The sequence below is a fragment of the Dactylosporangium sp. NPDC006015 genome (assembly GCF_040614215.1).
Taxonomy (GTDB): Bacteria; Actinomycetota; Actinomycetes; order Mycobacteriales; family Micromonosporaceae; genus Dactylosporangium; species Dactylosporangium maewongense.
In genome coordinates this window covers 1-19,935 of sequence record NZ_JBEXUD010000004.1, presented here as the reverse complement: position 1 = coordinate 19,935, position 19,935 = coordinate 1, and the positions used below count along the sequence as shown (strand labels likewise).

General features: G+C 71.8%; 20 protein-coding genes and 2 pseudogenes. 10 read left to right on the top strand and 12 right to left on the bottom strand.

Annotated elements, in window-relative coordinates; translation table 11 throughout:
* Positions 1 to 99: 99 nt before the first annotated feature.
* Positions 100 to 603, top strand: coding sequence for a hypothetical protein (locus ABZ321_RS08565; protein WP_354890253.1), 504 nt, complete (start codon positions 100 to 102; stop codon positions 601 to 603).
* Positions 604 to 762: 159 nt separating this feature from the next.
* Positions 763 to 1,167 carry a DUF4279 domain-containing protein gene (locus ABZ321_RS08560; RefSeq protein WP_354890251.1) on the top strand — a complete coding sequence of 135 codons (405 nt, stop codon included), beginning with the start codon at positions 763 to 765 and terminating at the stop codon, positions 1,165 to 1,167.
* A gap of 143 nt (positions 1,168 to 1,310) precedes the next feature.
* On the opposite strand, the gene ABZ321_RS08555 is transcribed toward ABZ321_RS08560, so the two are convergent.
* Entirely contained in the window at positions 1,311 to 1,700 is a 390-nt protein-coding gene (locus ABZ321_RS08555) for a hypothetical protein (protein ID WP_354890249.1), read from the bottom strand.
* A 152-nt stretch (positions 1,701 to 1,852) separates the two neighbouring features.
* Between ABZ321_RS08555 and ABZ321_RS08550 the strand changes: the two genes are divergently transcribed.
* The 3 genes from ABZ321_RS08550 to uppS all read left to right on the top strand — a co-directional run bounded on the left by ABZ321_RS08550 (position 1,853) and on the right by uppS (position 3,597).
* Complete coding sequence (locus ABZ321_RS08550) at positions 1,853 to 2,191, top strand: TraR/DksA C4-type zinc finger protein (RefSeq protein ID WP_344507472.1); 339 nt, start codon at positions 1,853 to 1,855, stop codon at positions 2,189 to 2,191.
* Between the two features lie 66 nt (positions 2,192 to 2,257).
* Positions 2,258 to 2,719: a hypothetical protein gene (locus tag ABZ321_RS08545; protein WP_354890247.1), complete on the top strand. Its 462-nt coding sequence runs from the start codon at positions 2,258 to 2,260 to the stop codon at positions 2,717 to 2,719.
* 95 nt (positions 2,720 to 2,814) lie between these two features.
* Positions 2,815 to 3,597, top strand: a complete 783-nt coding sequence (gene uppS, locus ABZ321_RS08540; protein ID WP_354890245.1) for a polyprenyl diphosphate synthase — start codon at positions 2,815 to 2,817, stop codon at positions 3,595 to 3,597.
* Between the two features lie 176 nt (positions 3,598 to 3,773).
* On the opposite strand, the pseudogene ABZ321_RS08535 reads toward uppS, so the two are convergent.
* The 5 genes and pseudogenes from ABZ321_RS08535 to ABZ321_RS08515 form a co-directional block, all read right to left on the bottom strand.
* Positions 3,774 to 4,493: pseudogene (locus ABZ321_RS08535) on the bottom strand (M28 family peptidase); the annotation flags it as partial.
* An 81-nt stretch (positions 4,494 to 4,574) separates the two neighbouring features.
* Positions 4,575 to 4,895, bottom strand: a pseudogene (locus ABZ321_RS08530) (PA domain-containing protein); the annotation flags it as partial.
* Positions 4,896 to 5,381: 486 nt separating this feature from the next.
* The gene (locus ABZ321_RS08525; protein ID WP_354890243.1) at positions 5,382 to 6,086 is read right to left on the bottom strand and encodes an FKBP-type peptidyl-prolyl cis-trans isomerase; all 705 of its coding nucleotides are present in this window, start codon (positions 6,084 to 6,086) and stop codon (positions 5,382 to 5,384) included.
* A gap of 58 nt (positions 6,087 to 6,144) precedes the next feature.
* Positions 6,145 to 6,933 carry an LLM class flavin-dependent oxidoreductase gene (locus ABZ321_RS08520; protein WP_354890241.1) on the bottom strand — a complete coding sequence of 263 codons (789 nt, stop codon included), beginning with the start codon at positions 6,931 to 6,933 and terminating at the stop codon, positions 6,145 to 6,147.
* On the bottom strand, positions 6,930 to 7,607 hold the full coding sequence (locus ABZ321_RS08515; RefSeq protein WP_344507462.1) for an alpha/beta hydrolase: 678 nt from the start codon (positions 7,605 to 7,607) through the stop codon (positions 6,930 to 6,932). The genes ABZ321_RS08520 and ABZ321_RS08515 overlap by 4 nt, the downstream gene beginning before the upstream one ends.
* Before the next feature lie 87 nt (positions 7,608 to 7,694).
* Here ABZ321_RS08515 and ABZ321_RS08510 point away from each other — a divergent pair, with 87 nt between their 5' ends.
* Positions 7,695 to 8,570, top strand: coding sequence for a LysR family transcriptional regulator (locus ABZ321_RS08510; RefSeq protein WP_344507460.1), 876 nt, complete (start codon positions 7,695 to 7,697; stop codon positions 8,568 to 8,570).
* A 58-nt stretch (positions 8,571 to 8,628) separates the two neighbouring features.
* On the opposite strand, the gene ABZ321_RS08505 is transcribed toward ABZ321_RS08510, so the two are convergent.
* Both ABZ321_RS08505 and ABZ321_RS08500 read right to left on the bottom strand, forming a co-directional pair.
* Entirely contained in the window at positions 8,629 to 8,820 is a 192-nt protein-coding gene (locus tag ABZ321_RS08505; protein WP_344507458.1) for a hypothetical protein, read from the bottom strand.
* A gap of 76 nt (positions 8,821 to 8,896) precedes the next feature.
* Entirely contained in the window at positions 8,897 to 9,541 is a 645-nt protein-coding gene (locus ABZ321_RS08500; protein WP_354890238.1) for a GtrA family protein, read from the bottom strand.
* Between the two features lie 59 nt (positions 9,542 to 9,600).
* Here ABZ321_RS08500 and ABZ321_RS08495 point away from each other — a divergent pair, with 59 nt between their 5' ends.
* Positions 9,601 to 10,080 carry a DUF1877 family protein gene (locus ABZ321_RS08495; RefSeq protein ID WP_354890236.1) on the top strand — a complete coding sequence of 160 codons (480 nt, stop codon included), beginning with the start codon at positions 9,601 to 9,603 and terminating at the stop codon, positions 10,078 to 10,080.
* On the opposite strand, the gene ABZ321_RS08490 is transcribed toward ABZ321_RS08495, so the two are convergent.
* Entirely contained in the window at positions 10,064 to 11,575 is a 1,512-nt protein-coding gene (locus ABZ321_RS08490) for an ankyrin repeat domain-containing protein (RefSeq protein ID WP_354890234.1), read from the bottom strand. The genes ABZ321_RS08495 and ABZ321_RS08490 overlap by 17 nt on opposite strands.
* Positions 11,576 to 11,924: 349 nt before the next feature.
* Between ABZ321_RS08490 and ABZ321_RS08485 the strand changes: the two genes are divergently transcribed.
* On the top strand, positions 11,925 to 12,101 hold the full coding sequence (locus ABZ321_RS08485; RefSeq protein WP_354890232.1) for an LPXTG cell wall anchor domain-containing protein: 177 nt from the start codon (positions 11,925 to 11,927) through the stop codon (positions 12,099 to 12,101).
* 58 nt (positions 12,102 to 12,159) lie between these two features.
* On the opposite strand, the gene ABZ321_RS08480 is transcribed toward ABZ321_RS08485, so the two are convergent.
* Together ABZ321_RS08480 and ABZ321_RS08475 are read right to left on the bottom strand one after the other, a co-directional pair.
* Positions 12,160 to 12,858, bottom strand: a complete 699-nt coding sequence (locus ABZ321_RS08480; RefSeq protein WP_344507446.1) for an AAA family ATPase — start codon at positions 12,856 to 12,858, stop codon at positions 12,160 to 12,162.
* A gap of 23 nt (positions 12,859 to 12,881) precedes the next feature.
* Positions 12,882 to 13,571, bottom strand: coding sequence for a DUF2306 domain-containing protein (locus tag ABZ321_RS08475; RefSeq protein WP_354890230.1), 690 nt, complete (start codon positions 13,569 to 13,571; stop codon positions 12,882 to 12,884).
* Positions 13,572 to 13,705: 134 nt separating this feature from the next.
* On the opposite strand from ABZ321_RS08475, the gene ABZ321_RS08470 reads away from it, so the two are divergent.
* Entirely contained in the window at positions 13,706 to 13,906 is a 201-nt protein-coding gene (locus ABZ321_RS08470) for a hypothetical protein (protein ID WP_354890228.1), read from the top strand.
* 117 nt (positions 13,907 to 14,023) lie between these two features.
* Here the strand turns inward: ABZ321_RS08470 and ABZ321_RS08465 are convergent, their stop codons facing one another.
* The gene (locus ABZ321_RS08465) at positions 14,024 to 15,250 is read right to left on the bottom strand and encodes a DUF6596 domain-containing protein (protein ID WP_354890226.1); all 1,227 of its coding nucleotides are present in this window, start codon (positions 15,248 to 15,250) and stop codon (positions 14,024 to 14,026) included.
* Between the two features lie 316 nt (positions 15,251 to 15,566).
* Here ABZ321_RS08465 and ABZ321_RS08460 point away from each other — a divergent pair, with 316 nt between their 5' ends.
* Entirely contained in the window at positions 15,567 to 19,817 is a 4,251-nt protein-coding gene (locus ABZ321_RS08460; protein ID WP_354890224.1) for a ricin-type beta-trefoil lectin domain protein, read from the top strand.
* Positions 19,818 to 19,935: the final 118 nt, after the last annotated feature.

The window sequence follows — 19,935 nt, the reverse complement described above, 5'->3', positions numbered from 1 at the left end:
CCTCCTTCGGGGGTACCGCCGCAACCACCCCTGAACGTGGGTGCCATCAGCCCACTTTTCGGGGACGACCCCACGAGCGGATTCCGCGACTGTTGAGCCATGACACTGCGCACGCTTGTCACCGCCGGGCTCACGATCCTGACCCTCGCCGCCTGCACCGGCACCCCTGCCACCAACACGGCCGCCGGTCCGTCCCCCACGCCCAGCTCGAATCAGGCCGCCGCGATCAGGCTGGCGGAGTGCATGCGCGCCAACGGGTTCCCCACGTTCCCCGACCCGGTGAAGGACGACCGCGGCCGCTGGGGCTTCCCGCCCGAGTCGACGGGTGACTGGCTGCCACCCGAGCCGTGCCGCCCGCTCGTGCGCGACTGGAAGGTGGCCTTCTCCGACGTGCCCCCAGCGAGCGCCGAGGACCTCACCAAGACCCGCGACTACGTCACCTGCATGCGCGAGCACGGCTTCCCGGACTTCCCCGACCCGGACGAGGACGGCAACATCGAGCTCACAGACCGATTCAGAGTCCTCGCCGACACCGACGACGCCGCCTTCATCGCGGCCCATGAGGCCTGCAAACACCACCTCCCGCCCAAGCCGATGAAGTAGCCAACCGATGCAGCTCCACTCGATGAGTCGCCCGGCAGACCTCACCGCGAACGGGCCGGAAGGCTCCGCCATCCATGAGAGCGGCGCACGAATCTGGCCAACAAGCGGACGCCGACCAATCCGTAGCACGTACGGCCTGCAGACCATAGCCTTGCGCCGATGGCCGAGCTGAGTCGTGCAGTAGCGTCGCTCCGTGTGACGGGCGAGGACTTGATTCCGGACGAGGTGAGTTCCTTGCTGGGAGCTCCTCCCTCGATGGCGTACGGTCGCGGCGACACCATTGCGAGCAAACTTGGCACCGTACGTGTCGCGAAGTTCGGTCTCTGGACCTACCACGCGCCAGAGACCGAGCCTGCCGACGTTGACGCCCAAGTGGTCGAGCTGTTGGGGCGCCTCACGCCGGACATCGAGGTCTGGCGACAGCTCGCCAGCACGTTCAACATGAGTCTCTTCTGCGGCTGGTTCATGGAGCGCGTGAACGGGGGGTTGGAGATCTCGCCCAACACGCTGATGTCTCTTGCGGACCGTCGAATCACGCTCAGCCTGGACATCTATGGTGCGTAGAGGAAGCAGCTGATACACGGGGTCTGATGTGGCGCAACGAGACTTGACCGCCGACCGTCAAGAGGTTGCCAGGCGGGCACTGCGCGAGCAGTGCGGCCTCTGTCGTGAGCGGCTGGTGCTGCAGGGCCGTGACGTGTGCTGCATCAGTAGTCCGGGCCGGGAACTGCAGCTGTTTCTGACTGCCATTGCTGGCCCCGCGCCGCCAGCGTGGCGTCCAGGTCCGCCCGAGCAGCACCGAACTCCTCATCGAGGCATGCTCGGGCGTCGTGGCGGACCCAACCGTTGCCGTCATCCTCCAGCCGCCGGACGTCGGGGTGCAGGTGGGTGAGGCCGAGCCTGTCGACGACCGCGATGCCGGTGCATCGCAGCACGGGATCAGCGTCGGCGAGCAGGCCGCGGACCACCTCGTCGATGACGTTCTCAGGGCCGGCACCCCGCACCAGGTTCGACGCGGCTTCCCGCCGGCGGCGCGGGTCGGTGCCCGTCAGTTCGGGCAACAGGTCGTTCCAGGTGAGGCTGCAGAGCAGGTACAACGCGGCGATGGCCGGAGGGTCACACTGGCGCGCGTAGCTTGCGGCTCTCGTGAAGGCTTGACCGCCGGAACGCACGGAAGATGGGCGGCGTCCGGCGGACCTCCGATCAAAGCGCGGCTCGCTCTGCGCGTTGGCGACGTACCGTAGGAGCTGTGGCCGACGACGAGACCCGGGCTGGGCTGGGTCAGTTGCGGGCGGCCGTTGCCGGCGAGGTGGACAGGCTCGAGGCGGACCTGCGCGCCGTGTTCGAGGCGAGTCAGGACTCCAACGCCGACGACGAGCATGATCCCGAGGGGAGCACGATCGCCTACGAGCGTGCGCAGCTCGCCGCCGTCCTCGACGCGACCCGTCGCCGGCTGGCGGACCTGGATGACGCACTGGCGCGGCTGGACTCGGGAGAATACGGCATCTGCGAGCGCTGCGGCCGGCCGATCCCCGCCGGTCGTCTCGCGATCCGCCCGTTCGCCCGCACCTGCGTCGCCTGTGCGTGATGCCGAGTGCGGTCGGATTCCGTACGGAGGGTGGGTGCGCGGCGGGGCAGTCCCTACCGTGGCCGCATGACGGACTTCTTCGATGTGCCGGCCGGTGACTACGGGCACGAGGGTGCGGGCGGCGAGATGGCGCACGACTACGGGCACGGCGACGTGCACGACGGTGCGCTGCACCGGTACTCGGAGCCGCCGGAGCCCGACAACCTGCTGTACGACTCGGACGGTGACGGCGACATGGACCGGATCTTCGTGGACAGTGACCGGGACGGGGACATCGACCTGATCCGCCAGTTGCCCGACGAACCCGGCGGCGTCGAGGAGGACATCGTGCCCAGCGACGCGTTCGGGCACCCACAGGACAGCCTGGGGTACGCGGTCGACACCGACGGCGACGGCGAGATGGATCAGGTGGTCATCGGGCACGGCGGGCACGAGACCGTGTACGAGGACCTGGATCACGATGGCGACGTCGACCGTACGTACACCCGCGACGCGCCCTCCGGTATCAACCAGCCTCGCCGGTCCTGACCTGCGCGGCGGCGCGCCGGAGGCCGGTGTGGTGAAGGCGTGAAGATGCTGTGCAGGCGGGCGCTCGCGGGGCGGCGGGGCGGTTTGATGCGGGTATGTTCGAGTCAGTACGGGGCGCGGTGTACGGGCTGTACGCGCGCCGATTGAGCCGGCGGCTGGCCGGTGGGCGGCTGCCGCGGCGCGTCGCGATGGTCATGGACGGTAACCGGCGGTGGGCGCGGCAGATGGGGTTCGACGACCCCAGGGTCGGGCACCGGTACGGCGCGGAGCATCTCGACGAGGTGCTCGGCTGGTGCGCGGAGCTCGGCATCCAGCACGTGACGGTGTTCGTGGCGTCGGTCGACAACGTCCGTAAGCGCGACGCCGGCGAGGTCGGGAACCTGATGCGGATGATCGAGGAGGTCGTCGCCGAGCGGTTGCGGCGGCCGGCGAGTCCGTGGCGGGTGCATCTGGCCGGCCGGTTGGACGTGTTGCCCGACTCGACCCGGCACGCGTTGAAGTTGGCCGAGGAGTCCACCAGGGACAGCGGGGCGCCGTTCGGGCTGACGATCGCCATCGGGTACGACGGGCGGGAGGAGATCGTCGCGGCGGTCAGGGCGCTGTTGGAGCAGGAGGCGCTCGCTGGTCGTACCGTCGACGACATCGCACAGACGTTGAGCGTGGAGCAGATCGCCCAGCGGCTTTACACCAGCGGGCTGCCCGATCCCGACCTGGTCATCCGCACCAGCGGCGAGCATCGCATGTCGGGGTTTCTGCTGTGGCAGGCCGCGTACTCGGAGCTGTACTTCTGCGACGTGTACTGGCCGGGCTTCCGTAAGGTCGACTTCCTGCGGGCGCTGCGGTCCTACGCCGCTCGGCACCGCCGCTTCGGCGGCTGACCTCGCTCCTACGCCGCTCGGCACCGCCGGTTCGGTGGTTGACGGGCGCCGGCCGGCAGACCGGCGCCCGAACCGGGTCAGATCGAGGTGGAGGAGATCGAGGACCGGGCCGCGGCGGTGGTCGTGGTGCGCGGCGGGATGGACGACGTGTCGAACGCGTAGGTGATCACGGCGGTCGCGATCGCGTCGGCGTTCGTGTCGAGGGCGAACGTGTTGACGTTGCCGACGAGGATGTACATGCTGCGCAGCTGGGCGTAGAGGGCCGGGTCGCCGCCCTTCTGCGTGACGCGGAACAGGTCGTCGCACGCCTTGTGGTAGCAGGGGTCGTAGGCGACGCCGGCCACGCCGCCGAACTTGGCGACGTCCGCGGCGGTCTTGATGACCTCCGCGCCGGTGAAGAGGCCTCCCGCGGGGATGTTCACGCCCGCGGCGATGAACGGGCCGTAGTCGGAGCGGCCGGTGAAGTCGGCGGCGTTCGTCTGCTGGCCGCGGGATGCGAAGAACGCCTCGAAGAGGGCCTCGATCTGGGCGGAGCCGGCCGGGCCGGGGCCGGCGCCGGCGGCCGCGGAGTCGTCGCCGTCGTAGACGCCGAACTGGTAGTTCGGCGAGGCGATCATGTCGAAGTTGAGGTAGAGCTTGATCTGCGCCTGCTGCGCCGGGGTGAGGCTGTTGACGTAGAAGGTCGAGCCGACGAGGCTGGCCTCCTCGGCGCCCCACCACGCGAAGCGGACCTTGTTGACCGGCTTGCTGCGGGCCATCTGGAGGGCGACCTCGAGCAGGGCGGCGCTGCCGCTGCCGTTGTCGTTGATGCCGTTGCCCTCGGGCACGGAGTCCAGGTGGGAGCCGGCCATGACGACGTTGCCCGCGTTGCCGCCCTTGGTCTCCGCGACGACGTTCTCGGTGTCGCGGATCTCGGCGGTGGTGGAGGTGGTGAGGTGGGCGGTGAGGCCGGCGGTGGTCGAGAAGGCGGCGCCGGTGTCGTACGAGACCCCGACGGCCGGGATCCCGACCGGGCTGCCGAGGGTGCCGAGCAGCAGCGAGTACCGGTCGGGTGCGGTGGCCCGGTCGCCGTTGCCCTGGTTCATGACGATCGCGCCGGCGGCGCCCGCCGCCTCGGCGTTGACGACCTTGGTGCCGAACGGACAGCCGCCGCGCTGCATCAGCGCGATCTTGCCGGTGACGGCGGCGGTGAAGTCGGTGGCCTCGCAGCCGGAGGTGACGGCGACCCGGGGCTCTGCCAGGTTCAGGTCGACAGGGACGACGGCGGCGGTGACATCACCGGAGCCGGAGCAGGTCATGACGTCGTAGTCGGTGCCTTCGACGTACGTCGTTGCCGCCGGCGCGGTCTGCGCGAAGGACGAGCCCGACTCGTCGCAGAAGTTGAACTGGAACGGCTGCCGGGTGACCTGGTAGCCGGCGTGCTGCAGGAGGGCGGCGACGTAGTCGGCGCTGCGCTTGTGCCCGGGCATCCCGGACGCGCGGTTGCCGCCGTTGAGGTCGCCGATCAGTTGGAACGCAAGCAGGTGCCGCAGGACGCCGGGCAGCGTCACGGCCTTGGTCAGCTGTTTCGGTGTGCTGATGGTGGGGGCGGCGGCGGCAGGTACTGCCAGCCCGACCGACCCCACCATGACCGCGACGGTCGCCGCGCCCACGAGCCTGCGAAGCACCACGTGCTCTCCCCTCCTCGTCGAGGTACAAGGGGAGGACTGTAGGCAGACTCGCAAGATCGACGGTAGTTGATGCATGCCCGTTTGTGCGCGATGTGCACACGCTGGGGTGGGGCCTTACGAGGCGGCGAGCACGTCCACGACGAACCGCAGGGCGCCGGCGGGCCTGCCGCCGTCGGGGTTGTCGCCGTACGCCATCGCGGCCGGGATGTCGAGCTGGACCCGGCTGCCGACCTTGACTCCGACGAGGCCGTCGTCCCAGCCCTTGATGACCCTGCCGGCGCCGACCTGGAACTCCAGTGGCTGCGACCGGTTCCAGGACGCGTCGAACTCCTTGCCGTCGGCGTAGGTGACGCCGACGTAGTTGGCGGTGATGGTCTGCCCCGCCTGCACGGCCGCGCCCTTGCCCTCGACCAGCGTGGTCGAGACCAGCTTCGTGACGGCCCCGGTACCGCCGGTCACGGTCGGCTTCGTCTTCAGCGCCGGGTCGGCGCCGTCGGGCAGCGGCGGGAAGGCCGCGTCCGTCGCGCCCTGAGCGGGGTCCTGAGTAGCGCCGGCGCTGCTGTTCGTGCCGGCCGCGGGCGTCGACGGGTCGTCGTCACCGGACTGCGAGAACCAGACGATCCCGCCCACGACGAGCAGCACCGCAAGCGCCGCTCCGATCATGCTCAGCACCCGTCGGCGCTTCTCCGCCGCCACCGCCTTGGCCCGGGCGGCCTTCGCCGCCGCGCGCTTCGCGGCCTTGGACTTGTCCACCTGGATGCTGCTGCTGGCGCGCTTGGTCGCTGCGCCACGCTGCGGGTTCGCCACACGTTCGGTCACCGCAACACCATACGGCGGTGATGTGCCCATGACCACTCGCACTTGATCTCAATCGGTTTCAAGCGGGCGGGCCGTCGCCGATCACGCCGCGCACGTGGTCCAGGGACAGCGCCTCGGCGTCGAACTCGGTCAGCAGCCAGGTGGCGCCCGCCTCGACGTACGCGGTGGGATCCGCACCCGTCGGCAGGGCGACCGCGACGTCGTCCGGCACCGTCATCTTCGTGAGGGCCCCGGCGAGCTCGTCCGCGTGCTGGAGGTTGACCGGGAAGAAACCCTGGTGGCGGGCCGCCCGCCGGAGCGGCTTCACGCTGCCCGGCATGGCGGCCACCCACACCGGCACGCCGGGCCGCTGCACCGGTCGCGGGAGGAACACGACGTCGTCGACGACGTAGTGCGCGCCGCGGTGGCGGACGGGCTCGCCGGACCACGCGGCGGTGAGGATGTCGAGGGCCTCGTCGAGCATCTGCCCGCGCAGCCGGTCGTCGACCTGCTCGCCGAACCGGGACAGCTCCCCGCCGAACCGATCGCCGCCGAGCCCGACGCCCAGCGTGAGCCGCCCGCCGCTGAGCCGGTCGAGGGTCGCGGTCTCGCGAGCCACCTTCGCCGGCCGGCGCCGCGGCAGCGGCGTGACCATCGGTCCGAGCCGCAGCCGTTCAGTGCCGGCGGCGATCGCGGCGAGGGTGATCCACGGGTCCGCGGCCTGCCGGACCGGCTCGCGCCAGCGGATGTGGTCCCACACGAAACAGCCGTCCCAGCCGGCCTCCTCCGCCTCAGCGGCGAGCCTCGCCGCGACGCGGGGATCGGCGAGGGCGTCGAACAGCGGGAGCCAGATCGCCGCCCGGGTCACGGCGCGTACCCGTGCAGGCGGTCGGCGAGCTCCACCGGCCGGCTCAGCGCGACGCAGTGCCCGGCGTCGATCTCGTCAGGCGTGATGCCGAGCCGCTCAGGCACCAGCCGCCGGAAGAGGCCGGGCGGGAAACACCGATCCTGGACACACAGCAGGAATCGCGTCGGTACCGCCGGCCACGCGGCCAACGGCCAGGGCTCCGCGGCCGCGGTCTCCGACGGGTGCGCGCGCTCCCGGCGCTTCGCCTCCTCGGCGAGGTCGCGGGGCACGTCGTGGTAGAAGCAGACATCGGGGTCGTCGTTGCCGGTGCGCCCACCGTCGCGCGCGGCCTGCTCCCGGACGGCGTCCCGGTAGCCGGCGCCGCCGCCCCAGTCGCCGGGCCGCTCGCCGGGCACGGGGATCATGCCGGCGACGAGCACGAGCGCGTCGGCGCCGATCCGGTCCGCGACGAGCGGCGCGGTGAACGCGCCGAACGAGTGGCCCACGACGACCAGGTCCCGCCGGTCGCCGGCCGCTTCGACGACCGCGTCGGCGTAGGTCGTGAGGTCGGCGCCCTCACCCTCGGGCAGGTCCGGCGTGACCGCGTCGTGCCCACGGGCGCGCAGCGCGTCCGCGACGAGGTGCCAGGACCAGCCCGAGTCTCCCGCGCCGTGGATCAGTACGAAGGTGCTCATGCCGATCACGCTAGTTTCGCTTCTCCATGCTGAAAAGCGATCGTTCATGATGCTGTCCATCGCCTGTACCGATATACACTCGGCGTCGTGACCGACATCGAACTGCGGCACCTCGCCACCATGACGGCCGTCGTCGACGAGGGCTCGTTCAGCAGGGCCGCCGCCCGTCTCGGCTACACGCAGTCGACGGTCAGCCAGCAGATCGCCGCCCTCGAGAAGACCGTCGGCGGCGCCGTGTTCGACCGCCCCGGCGGGCCCCGGCCGGTGCGGCTCACCCCGCTCGGCCAGGTCGTGCTGACCCACGGGCGCGACCTGCTGACCCGGACGCACGCCATGGTCGACGCCATCGACCGCTTCCGCGCCGGCGAGGGCCGCATCGACATCGGCACGTTCCAGAGCCTGTCGATCGCGCTCCTGCCGCGGCTCGTCGTCGCGCTGCGCGAGGAGTTCCCGGCCTGCGACATCCGGCTGTTCGAGGAGGAGAGCGACCCGCCCCGCGTCGACGACGTGGACCTCATGTTCTATGACGGCCGCACCGACGGCGACGTCGAGCACCGCAAGCTCCTCGACGACCCGTACGTGCTGGTCGCCCGCCGCGGCGACTTCCCCGACGGTCCCGTGCCGCTGGCCGGCCTGCACCTCGCCCCGATGGTCGCGTGGCCCGCCGACTGCGACCAGCCCCGGATCGAGGCCGCCTTCGCCCGCGCCGGCGTCCACCCCCGCATCGTGTTCCGCAGCGCCGGCAACGACGCGGTGTTGTCGATGGTACGAGCGGGCATCGGCTCCGCCGTCCTGCCACGGCTGGCGCTCAGCAGGGTCGACGACTCGCTGACCGTGCACGAGCTGGACCCGGCGTTCCCGCCCCGCGAGATCTACCTGCTGTGGCGCGCCGGCCGCACCCACTCCCCGCTGGCCGCCCGCGCCATCGAGCTCGCCCTCGGCATCGCCGCCACGCTGCCATGAATTCCCGCACCACGTCGCCGCAACCCGGCTCCGGCGGCCGGCGGCGCGCCTGAGGCGGCTACCAGGCCGGGCGGCGGCGCTTGCGGCCGGTCAACCGCTCCGCGGTGGCCACACCCTTGCGGAGCAGGCGGGTGGTGCGGGTCGCGCCGCGGCGGGCCTCGATCCGTTCACTGACCTTCCTGGCACCGGCGATCGCGAGGGGCACCGCGATCGCGGCGACCGCCCACCGGGCGATCATCTTCGGCAGCATGGTCGTCCTCCGTACGTCGACGTCCCGACACCTACCGGGGTACCCGCCCGCCCGCACCGCGAACCGCCCGGCTTTCTCAGCCGGCCGAGGCACCACCGGACGCCGCCGCGACGGCCTGCTCGGCGTCCTGTTCGCTGCCGCCGGCCACCGGCCGGTGGAACGTCCACCACCGGTACATCACGTAGTTGAACACCAGCGTGGTGCCGCCCGCGGCGACCCGGCCGACAGCGAGGTGCACGCCGAGCGCCTGCAACCCGAGAACCGCCCCGACGGTGAGCGCGTAGTCCCCCAGCACCTGCACGACGAACCTCGCGACCTGCGGCCCCACCGCCCGATGGCTCGCGTCGAAGGTGAAGTACCGGTTGAGCACGAAGTTCACGGCGTACGTGGCCCAGAACGCAATCGTCACGCACGCGAACGCCGGCAGCGGCGTCGCCGCCTTCAACACCAGCAGCAGCCCGACGTCGAACCCGAACCCGAGCCCCGCGAACGCCACGAACCGCACCAGCGGATGCCGCCAGACGCTCACGACCCTCCCCCGCACGGCGGTGACCCTACAGCAGCCAGCTGTCCGCCGAACGCCGTTCCAGCAGAACCGCCAGCCGCCGCCGACCAGCGGCGGAGCAGGCCGCCACGGCCCGACCATGCCGCCGGAGCAGCGGTGGTACAGCGTGCCGTCACCCCCGCGCAGCGTGCCCGCCATCGAAAGTTCCACAGCCATCTGCCGGATGACCGCCGCGGCATCGAGACCTAAGATCATCCGCCAAGGGCTGCCGTGGGGTGTTCTTCGCGCTGACCGCCGCGCAGGAGGCGGCGCTCACCGCCACGCGCGACGACGCCGAGGTCCGTGCGTTCGTCCACGCCGTCGAAGCGGCGTGGGACGACGAGTGGCTGTGCGAGACCGACAAGGCGTGGGACGCCATGCACCGCTGCCTCGGCGACGGCACGCTGGACATCGCCTACCGCGACGGCGGCCCGCTCCCGCTGACCGTGCTCGGCGGCCGCCACCACTACGAGGGCGAGGAGTACGTCGTCGCCCACGTCCTCGCCGCCGATGTCGTCAAGGTCGCCGAGGCCCTGCGCACCGTGGACGAGACCTGGCTCCGCGACCGCTACCACCGCATCGACCCCGACGACTACCAGGGCGTGCTGGACGACGACGACTTCGAATACACGTGGTCCTACCTGCAGGACGTCCGCGACTTCTACCAGCACGCCGCCGCGGCGGGCCGCTCCGTCATCTTCACCGTCGACCAGTGACCATCTCCTGCTCAAGCGCCTGAACGGGCCAGGTGCGCGGGTCGAGGCGGGACAGGTGGGGAATCGCGCCGGCCTGGCTCAGGGTCTCGATCAGGTCGGCCGGGGCGTTGTGGACGACGGCGTCGCACATCGGGGTGGAGCCGCGCCGGCTGACCGGGTTGACGTCGACGTGCTCGGCGAGCAGGCGGGGCAGCAGGTCGGCGTGCTCGAACTGGTGCACCCGGTGCAGCAAGGTCTGGCCCGCGACGTCGCGGACCCGCGGGTCCATGCCCGCGTCGAGGAGCGCGAGCACCACCTTGCCGCCGCCGTGCGTCATCCGGCGCCACAGGTCCTGCCGGTAGGCGCGCAGGCGTCTCGGCAGGACGCCTTCCCCGTCGTGCCAGGCGGCCTCGGTCCTGAAGCAGCCGCTCATCGTGCCGCCGAACGAGCGGAGCGCGTGCTCCCGGCGCCGCTCGGCGTCGGTGTGGTCGAGCAGTTCGAGGCGCCCGCCCCGAACGCCGACCGAGTGCCACACGGCGCCGCACCGGACCCGGACCCGCTCCCCCTCGGCGAACCCGGCCGGCACCATCTCCGGCGCCCGCGCCGCGCCCGAACCCGCGGCGCCCGAACCCGCGGCGCCCGAACCCGCGGCGGCCGGACGCGCCGTGGCCGGACGCGCGGCGGGGAACAGGGCGGACCGGACCAAGGGGTGCAGGTCGGCGGCGTCGAGCCGGCCGTGCCGCACCAGCTCAGCGTCGACCGGAACGCGCAGCAGCGCCGGATGCAGGCACAGATCCGCCCGGACCGCGCCGGTCCTGGACGGCGTGGTGGCGTCCCGGGTAAGCCGGTTGGCATCCCCCGCCACCTCGAGCATCAGCCGCCGGTCAGGCCACGGCCAGCGCTTGTGCCGGGCCGGACGCAGCTCCCACGACCGCTGGCCGAACTGTGCCGCGAGGCGCCGCAGCTCGTGGGCCGCGAGCAACGGATCGGCCTGGCTCAGCAGCGCCATCTCCAGCCTGGACCAGCCCGAGGAGTTCACATACGCCCAGCGGTGCGTGTCCGTGCCGTCGATCAGCCAACCGGCCGAGATCCAGTCCTCGACCACCCGCTCCGCCCTGGTCGCGCCGTGCACGGCCGCTCCCAGCCCGCTCGCGCGGCGGGCGTCCCACATGTGCGGCGGCACCGCGAACACCGGGCCCTCGGCCATGTCACGGACCCGGACCGCGTGCAGGACGAGCCGCTGCGAGCTCGTGGACCTGTCGGGTGAGCGGACTCCGAGCACCACGGTGTCGGCGGTGACCGGCCCGTCGGGGGCGAGGACGAACCGCATCCCCGGCACCAGCGCGGCCGTGCCGTCCAGCGCCCGCGGCAGGTGCCAGCGCAGCAGGTCGGGCGCGAACCCGGCGAGCAGCTCGGCGACCGGCCCGGCATCGTCGAACGCCACCGTGACCCGCGCCGCCGCACACGCGGCGCGCCAGTCACCGCGCTCGCGCGCCTGCGTGCACTCGGCGATCATCCACGCCGGCACCGCATACCGACGGACGAGCCGCCAATCGTCCAACGCGCCAAAGGGCCCAGCCACCATCGCGCCATCCCCCGTCTCAGCACGACCGCTTCGTTGCCCGCAGTTTAGAAGGACCCCCCGACATTTTCCGGCGCCGGCGCGGTGACCAGGGCGGCGAGCTCGTGGAGTGCGGCCCGCACGGCGGAGGGTTGCTCGATCCACGGGAAGTGGGCGGCGTCGTCGATCCGGCGGTGCAGGACGTGGTGGCCCTGGAAGCGGGGTTCGTCCCACAGCCGCTGCGTGACGATCCGGTCCTGGGCGCCGCTGACGATCAGCCAACCCGGGCAACGACGCGGCCGCGGTGGTCATCAACCCGAACCCCGGCGGCTCGGGCGGTGGCCTGCCGCTGACCGGTGCGCAGACCGGGCTTGTCGCCTCGGTCGGCGCGGCGCTGCTGGCGGGTGGCGTGGCGCTGTTCCTGGTGGCGCGCCGTCGGCGCGTGGTGCTCGTGGTGCCGCAGGACGGCAGCGCCGAGTAACCCTCTGCACGAACAGGCCCCGGCGACCGCGGTCGCCGGGGCCTTGCCGTCGGCGCGGTCAGAGCAGGTGGCGCAGGTACCGGTCGGGTTGGCCGAGGAACGCCCGGAAGTGCTCGACGACGGCGAGGTCGGCCCAGCTGGTGCGACGGATGCCGTGCTCGCCGAGCTCCAGCACCGTCGCGTCCGGCAGCGCGGTCAGGACCGGTGAGTGGGTGGCGACGACGACCTGCGCGCCGGACTCGGCCAGGGTCGCCAGGCGGGACATGAGGGTGAGGGTGGACGTGAAGGACAGGGCCGCCTCCGGCTCGTCCATCAGGTAGAAGCCGGGCTGGTTGAACTTGCGCTCCAGCAGGGCCAGGAAGCCCTCGCCGTGGCTGCGCTCGTGCAGGTCCCAGTCGGGCGAGTCTTCGAGCGACTCGAGGTAGGTGTACAGGCCGTGGGTCGTCTCGGCGCGCAGGAAGTACGCGTTGCCGCGAGCGCCGGCCGTGCGGACGAAGCGCAGCTGCGCGCCGAGCGGGGCCTCGGTCTCGCGGGTGCGGTGCATGGCGCCGCGGGAGCCGCCTTCCGGGTTCAGCCCGTACGCCTGGGCGAGCGCCTCGATCAGGGTGGACTTCCCCGACCCGTTCTCGCCGACGAGGAAGGTCACGCCCGCCGGGAGGTTGAGGCCCCGGTCCAGCAGGGACCGCACCGCGGGGATCAGGGCCCACCAGGCGTCCGGATCCCACGATGCGCCGGGGTCCACCTCGACGCGCCGCACCAGCCGCTCCACACCGGCGAACACTACCGGCCGGCCCGGCGTAAGCGCCGGATGAACACCTCCGCCACGGCCAGGTTGACGATCCAGCCGGCGGTCTGACCGAAAGGGATCAGGGTGGGTGCGAGCGTCGCGGCGCTCTCCGTGCTGAACGGCAGCCGGATCAACAGCAGCAGCGGCACCAGCACGCGGGCCGTCACAGCGAGGAACGTCAGCGCGTAGTTGCGCAGCATCCACTCGCGGTGGGCGGTGAAGTCGCGGCGGCGGGCGGCACGGTACGCCAGACCGCCGGTGATCAGCCACAGCACGGCCGCGACGGTGAGACCGACCTGCGTCACCGGACGGCCCGACCACAGCGCGACCGGCACCGCGGTCACCGCCGCCGGCAGCACCCCGGCGAGCAGATACACCCGGCCGATGGTGCGGTGGACGCGCGGACGGGCCCGCACGCGCGCCATGAACTGCAGCGGGCCGAGGATCAGCGCCACGGCGGCGGTGAAGATGTGCGCGACCAGGGTGGCGTAGTGCACGGTCCCGCTGACGCTGAGGCGGCTCTCTGAGGCGTCGAGGCCGATGTACGGATAAACGAGCACGAGACTGACGACGACCGCGACCACGAGCGTCACGCGCGGCAGGCGGCCCGGCGACCCACTGCGAGGCGATCCGCTGCGAGGCGACGGCTGGCGGGGCCGCTCGACCGTGCGTTCGTTCGACATGACTCGACTCTGGCCCACCGCGGCGCCACCGTCATCAGCCCAGCGATGACCCAGCGCTACACCAATGGGCGTAGGCCGACCGGTTCGAGAGAGCGCTCTCTATGGGATGGATCACAAGATTCACGTGCCAGTTGATGCAACTGAACCGTGGCGGACCCTGCACCGGCTACCCGTCGTACTTCCACCTGCGCGCCAAGGCGACCTGCAAGCCGATGGGCAGCGGCTCGTCCTACAGCGTCACCGGCCCGCGCGCCTCGATCGGCGGCACGTCGAAGGTGCTGTGCCAGGTCGGCTACTACGCCGCCAGCGGCACCACCCTGGTCGAGAACAACTGACGTCGCGCACAACGAGACGTCGTGAACGACGAGACGTCGTGAACGACTGAACGTCGCGCACAGCTGACGAACAACGGGTCCCGGGCCGGTGCGCAACGGTCCGGGACCCTCGGCGTCTCAGCCGAGCTGGTCGCGGCGGCGGGTCAGGTACGCGGTCTCGGCGGTGTTGCCGGCCAGCTCGATCGCCCTGTCGTACGCCGCCCGCGCCTGCTGACCGCGCCCCAGCCGCCGCAGCAGGTCGGCGCGGGCCACATGGAACGCGTGATAGCCGGCCAGCCGGCCCTCCAGGCGGTCGACCGCCGCCAGGGCCACGTCCGGCCCGTCGAGCTCGGCGACGGCGATCGCCCGGTTCAGCGCCACGACCGGCGAAGGGTCCAGTCGGACGAGCTGGTCGTACAGTGCGACCACCTGCGACCAGTCGGTGTCCCGCACATCGCGGGCGGACGTGTGCACGGCGTTGATCGCGGCGAGGATCTGGTACCGCCCGGGCGCCTCCCCCGTTGCCAGCCGCTGCCGGACCAGCCGGTGCCCCTCGGCGATCAGCGCCGGGTCCCACGCGCCGCGGTCCTGTTCGGCGAGGGTGACCAGCTCGCCGCCCGCGGAGACCCGGGTGGCCCGCCGGGCCTCGGTGAGCAGCATCAGCGCCAGCAGCCCGGCCACCTCGCCGTCCGCCGGGAGCAGGGCGCGGATGAGGCGGGTGAGCCGGATGGCCTCGGCGGTCAGGCCGGGACGCACCGGGTCGCTGTCCGCGCCGGTGGCCAGGTAGCCCTCGTTGAACACCAGGAACAGCACGGCGAGCACGCCCGCGACGCGAGCCGGGAGATCCTCGGTGGAGGGCAGCCGGTACGGGATGCGCGCCGCCTTGATCTTCGCCTTGGCCCGGGTGATCCGCTGCCCCATCGCGGTCTCCTGGACCAGGAACGCCCGGGCGATCTCGGGCACCGTGAGCCCGCCGACCATGCGCAGCGTCAGCGCCACGCGGGTCTCCATCGCCAGCGCCGGGTGACAGCAGGTGAAGATCAGCCGGAGCCGCTCGTCGTCGATGGCGCCCAGAGGCTCGGCAGGCGTGTCGTCGTGCAACATCCGGGCCTCCTTGTGCTTGTCGTCGCGCTTGCTCTCGCGCCGGATCCGGTCGATGGCCTTGCGGTTGGCGGTCGTGGTCAGCCAGGCGCCGGGGTTCGGCGGCACGCCGTCGGCCGGCCAGCGCTCCACGGCGGTCGCGAACGCCTCGGCGGTCGCCTCCTCGGCGATGTCGAGGTCGCCGAAGTGCCTGGTCAGGCTGGCGACCACCCACGCCCATTCCTCCTGGTGGGCCCGGGTGAGCGCGGCCCGCACATCACTCACAGAGATGGCCGGACCTCGATCATGCGGTTGCGCTGGATCACGGACGCCAGGTACTGCACGGTGCGCTCCTCTCCTCGGTCCCTCTGTCTACCTGACCTACGAACCCGCCGCCGCCGATCCGACACGACCGCTCGAAGTTTTCCGGCGGAGATCGATCTGGAGGACATACCGAAGCATTCCGTTTCATTCGCCGACGTCACGGCGTCACCAACCGTGCCGAGATCACCTCGATCGATTGACACGGAAGTCGGACAGCCCCTACGTTTCGCTCACTTTCACTTCGCGGGGGCATCCAGTGATCTCACTTCATCGCGCCGTGCGCAGGTTCCTGTCCGGCGCTCTTCCCATCAGCCTCGCGCTGACCGTCGTGGCCGTGGCCGGCGACCCGGCCGCCGCCGACCCGGCACCCGGGCAGCCCGGTCAGCCCGGCCAGGTCGCGCCGCCGGTCGACCAGCGCGCCGCCGAGACCGCGGCGCTGCGGCAGGCGGTCGAGAGCGGCCGCACGGTCGAGGTGGCGAACTCCCGGTCCGAGATGGCCCGCACGATGGCCACGCCGCGCGGCACGCTGGTGCGGGAGAGCTACGCGGTGCCGCAGTGGACGAAGAAGGACGGCGCCTGGCGGCAGATCGACCTGTCGCTGCGTAAGGACGGCACGACCCTCGCCCCGGCCGCGTCCGTGGCGGACGTGCGGTTCTCCGCCGGCGGCACCGGACCGCTCGTCACCCTGGCCGGCGCCGGCGGCGCGCTCAACCTGACCTGGCCGTCGAAGCTGCCCGCACCCCGCATCGAGGGTGACACCGCGGTGTACGAGTCGGTCCTGCCCGACGTCGACCTCCAGGTGCAGTCCACAGTGGAGGGCTTCGGCTACTCGCTGATCGTCAAGACCCGGCAGGCCGCGGCGAACCCGGCCCTGGCGAAGCTCAAGTTCGGGCTGAGCAGCACCGGCTGGTCGCTCAAACAGCGCCCCGGCGGCGGCTACGAGACCCGCGACACCGCCGGCAAGGTCACCGCGTCCGCCGGACCGGCCCTCATGTGGGACTCCGCGGGCGTGCCCAGCGCGCAGCGGTCCCTCGCGGCGGCGCGGTCCGCGGGGAAGAACTCGCTGCTGCGGCACGTGCCCGACGACTCACGCAAGGCCGACCTCCCCACCACGGTCGAGGACGGCTCCCTCGTCATCGTGCCCGACGCCGCGATGCTCGCCGACCCGAACGTCGCGTACCCCGTCGTGATCGACCCGTGGACCGGCGTCGGCCGCGCCCGCTGGGGCTACACCGACTCCACCAACGCCAACCGCGACGACGGCATCGTCCGCGTCGGCCTGAACACCGACGGGTCCGGCACCTTCCGCTCGTTCTTCGCGTTCGACCTGACCTGGCTGCCGGGTAAGCAGATCCGCAACGCCAAGTTCGTGACGTACATGACGCACTCGTGGTCGTGCACCGCAACGCCGGTCAACCTGTACCGCACCGGCGACCTCACCGGGTCCGGCCGGCAGGCCTGGTCCGGCCCCGGCCTGGACCTGCACATCGAGCAGAAGTCCGGCAACGCCCACAAGCCGTCCACCGGCGCCGGCTGCGCGAACGACCCGCAGCCGAACATGTACATGGAGTTCTCCAACCAGACCCTGGTGAACGACATCGTCGGCTTCGGCCAGGGCCGCGGCAGCTACACCCTCGGCCTCTCCGCCCGCGACAGCAACGGCGCCAACGAGACCGTCGGCAACCGGTGGAAGAAGTTCGACCAGGCCTCGACCGCGCTGTCCGTGGAGTACAACAGCCTGCCGAACACGCCGCAGGCGGCGCAGATGACGACGCACACCGACTACACCGCCGCCGGGCAGGCCTGCGTCACCGGCTCGACCCGGCCGATCGTGCGGTCCATGACGCCGTGGCTCAAGGCGACCGTCTCCGACCCCGACGGCGACCAGAGCGGCCAGCTGTCCGCCGCGTTCTCGCTCGAGCGGCTCAACGGCAGCACCTGGGCCGGCGTCGCGGGCTGGCCGAAGAGCGACTCCGGCATCCCGTCCGGGACCCTCGGCGAGGTGCAGGTGCCGGCCGGCACCCTGACCAGCGCCACCTACCGCTGGCAGGTGCGGGTCAGCGACACCCTCGGCGGCACGTCGAACTACTCGGCGTGGTGCGAGTTCTCCGTCGACACGACACCGCCGGGGGTCGTGCCGACCGTCACGGCGGCCGACGGCCTGTACCTGGAGTCGCCGCCCAACGACACCATGCGCGGCTCCGTCGGGCGCAGCGGCCAGTTCACGTTCGGCGCCAACGGCGAGACCGACATCGTCGACTACGAGTACCAGCTCGACGGCAGCGCGAAGGCGTACGTCGCGGCCTCCGTCACCGGCGGGCCCGCGACCGTCTGGGTCACCCCGACCCACCGTGGCGAGCACGTGCTGACCGTCCGCTCCCGCGACGCCGCGCAGAACGCGTCGCCGCCGAGGGACTACCGCTTCCTCGTCAACACCGCCTCCGATCCCAAGGCCGTGTGGAAGCTGGACGAGGGCACCGGCGTCACGCTCAACACGACGCCGGCCGGTGGCCCCGCCGCCACCGTCACGGGCGGCCAGACCTGGGTGGCGGGTCGCGTCCTCGGGGCGCACCCCGTCGCGGGCACGGACGGCGCGCTGCGGTTCGACGGCGTCGACGACCTCGCCGCCACCGCCGGACCCGTGCTCGACACGTCGAAGAGCTTCAGCGCCGCCGCGTGGGTCCGGCTCACCGCCACCGACAGCCAGCGCACCGTCATGTGCCAGGAAGGCGCGATGGCCTGCGGGTTCGCCGTGCACTACCGGCCCGCGCCGGACAACCGCTGGTCGTTGAGCCTGTACGGCAGCGACACCACCGACCCGCCGATCGTCCGCGCCAACTCGGCCGCGCCGCCGGTCGCGAACCGCTGGACCCACCTGGCGGTGTCCTGGGACGCCGGCACCAAGACCGCGAAACTCTTCGTCAACGGCGACCTGTCCGGCACCGTGAGCCGGCCCACGAACTGGAACGCCACCGGCGCGCTGCTCATCGGTCAGGGCAAGTTCAACGGCTCGCGCAACAACAGGTTCGCCGGCGACATCGGTGACGTGCGGGTGTGGGACCGGGCGATCGACCCGTCGCTGGACCTCAAGCCGCTCGTGGCGCCGGTACCGACGGGCGCCTGGGCGATGGAGGACTACGACGAGGACGTGCCGCGGCAGGTCACCGACGACTCCGGGTACCAGCACCCGCTGACCCTCACCGACGCGCCCGGCGCGACCTGGTGCGAGGGCAACGACCTCAGCGGCGGGCTCTGCCTGGACGGCGTCACCGGCGCCGCCGCCACCGCCGGGCCGGTCGTGCACACCGACCAGTCGTACTCGGTGAGCGGCTGGGTCCGGATCACCGACACCAGCGTGTCCCGCAGCGTCTTCGCCCAGCAGGGCACGCGTGGTGCCGCGTTCACCGTCCGGTACGACAAGGTCGCCAACCGGTGGGCCTACGCGGTGACCGGCACCGACGTGGACGCACCGACCGTGGTCAAGGTGACCTCGCTCGCCGCGCCGGTGCTCAACAGCTGGACGTTCCTGGAAGCGGTGTACGACGCGCAGGCCGGCCGGATCCGGCTGTTCGTCGACGACAAGCTGCAGGCCGAGGCGACCATCGCCGGGGCCTGGGACGCGGCCGGGCCGTTCACCGTCGGCCGCACCCTGCAGGCCGGCGCCGCCGCCGAGTTCTTCGCCGGCACCATCGACGGCATGCAGGTGTCGGCCGGCGCCACCAAGCCCGTCACCGGAGCCCCGCCGGCCGGCGCGCTGACCCTGCTGCGCTCAGGCCTGCCCGGCAAGTGCCTGGACAACTACACGGGCGGGTCCGCCGACGGCAACAACGTCACGTCCTGGTCCTGCAACGGCGGGTACAACTCGCAGCTGTGGACGCTGGCGGGCGACAACACGATCCGCATCGTCGGCAAGTGCCTCGACGTCGTCGGCTCCGGCACCGCACCGGCCACCCGGGTGCAGCTGTACACCTGCAACAACACCGTGGCGCAGCAGTGGCAGCTCGGCCCGAACAACTCGATCCGCAACCCCAACTCCGGCCTGTGCCTGGACGTCATGAACGCCAGCACGGCCGACGGGGCCGGCATCCAGATCTGGACCTGCGACGGCAACTCCGCCCAGCAGTGGACGATGCAGTGGGCCGGCATCGGCATGGTCCACTCCGGCATCCCCGGCAAGTGCATCGACAACAACCTGGGCCTTCTCACCAACGGCAACCCGATCCAGTCCTGGGACTGCAACGGCGGCGCCAACTCGCAGATCGTCACCGTCCTCGGCGACGGCACCATCCGCGTCGCGGGCAAGTGCCTGGACGTCGTCGGCTACGGCACCACCAACGGCTCGAAGATCCACCTCTTCGACTGCAACCTGACGCCGAACCAGCTGTGGGAGCTCGGCCCGAACAACTCGATCCGCAACCCCGTGTCGGGTCGCTGCCTGGACGTGCCGAACTCCAGCACCGTGAACGGCACCCAGCTGCAGATCTACGACTGCAACGCCACGAAGGCCCAGGAGTGGCTGGTCGCCTGAGCTGAGCCTGTCCCGGTGGCGACCCCCCGAGCCGCGTGCCCGGATGCTCCCACGACGCCTTCAGGGCCCGGTCCGACACCGCTGGCTTCGTCGGCTCCTGTACCGGTGAGTCCCGCAG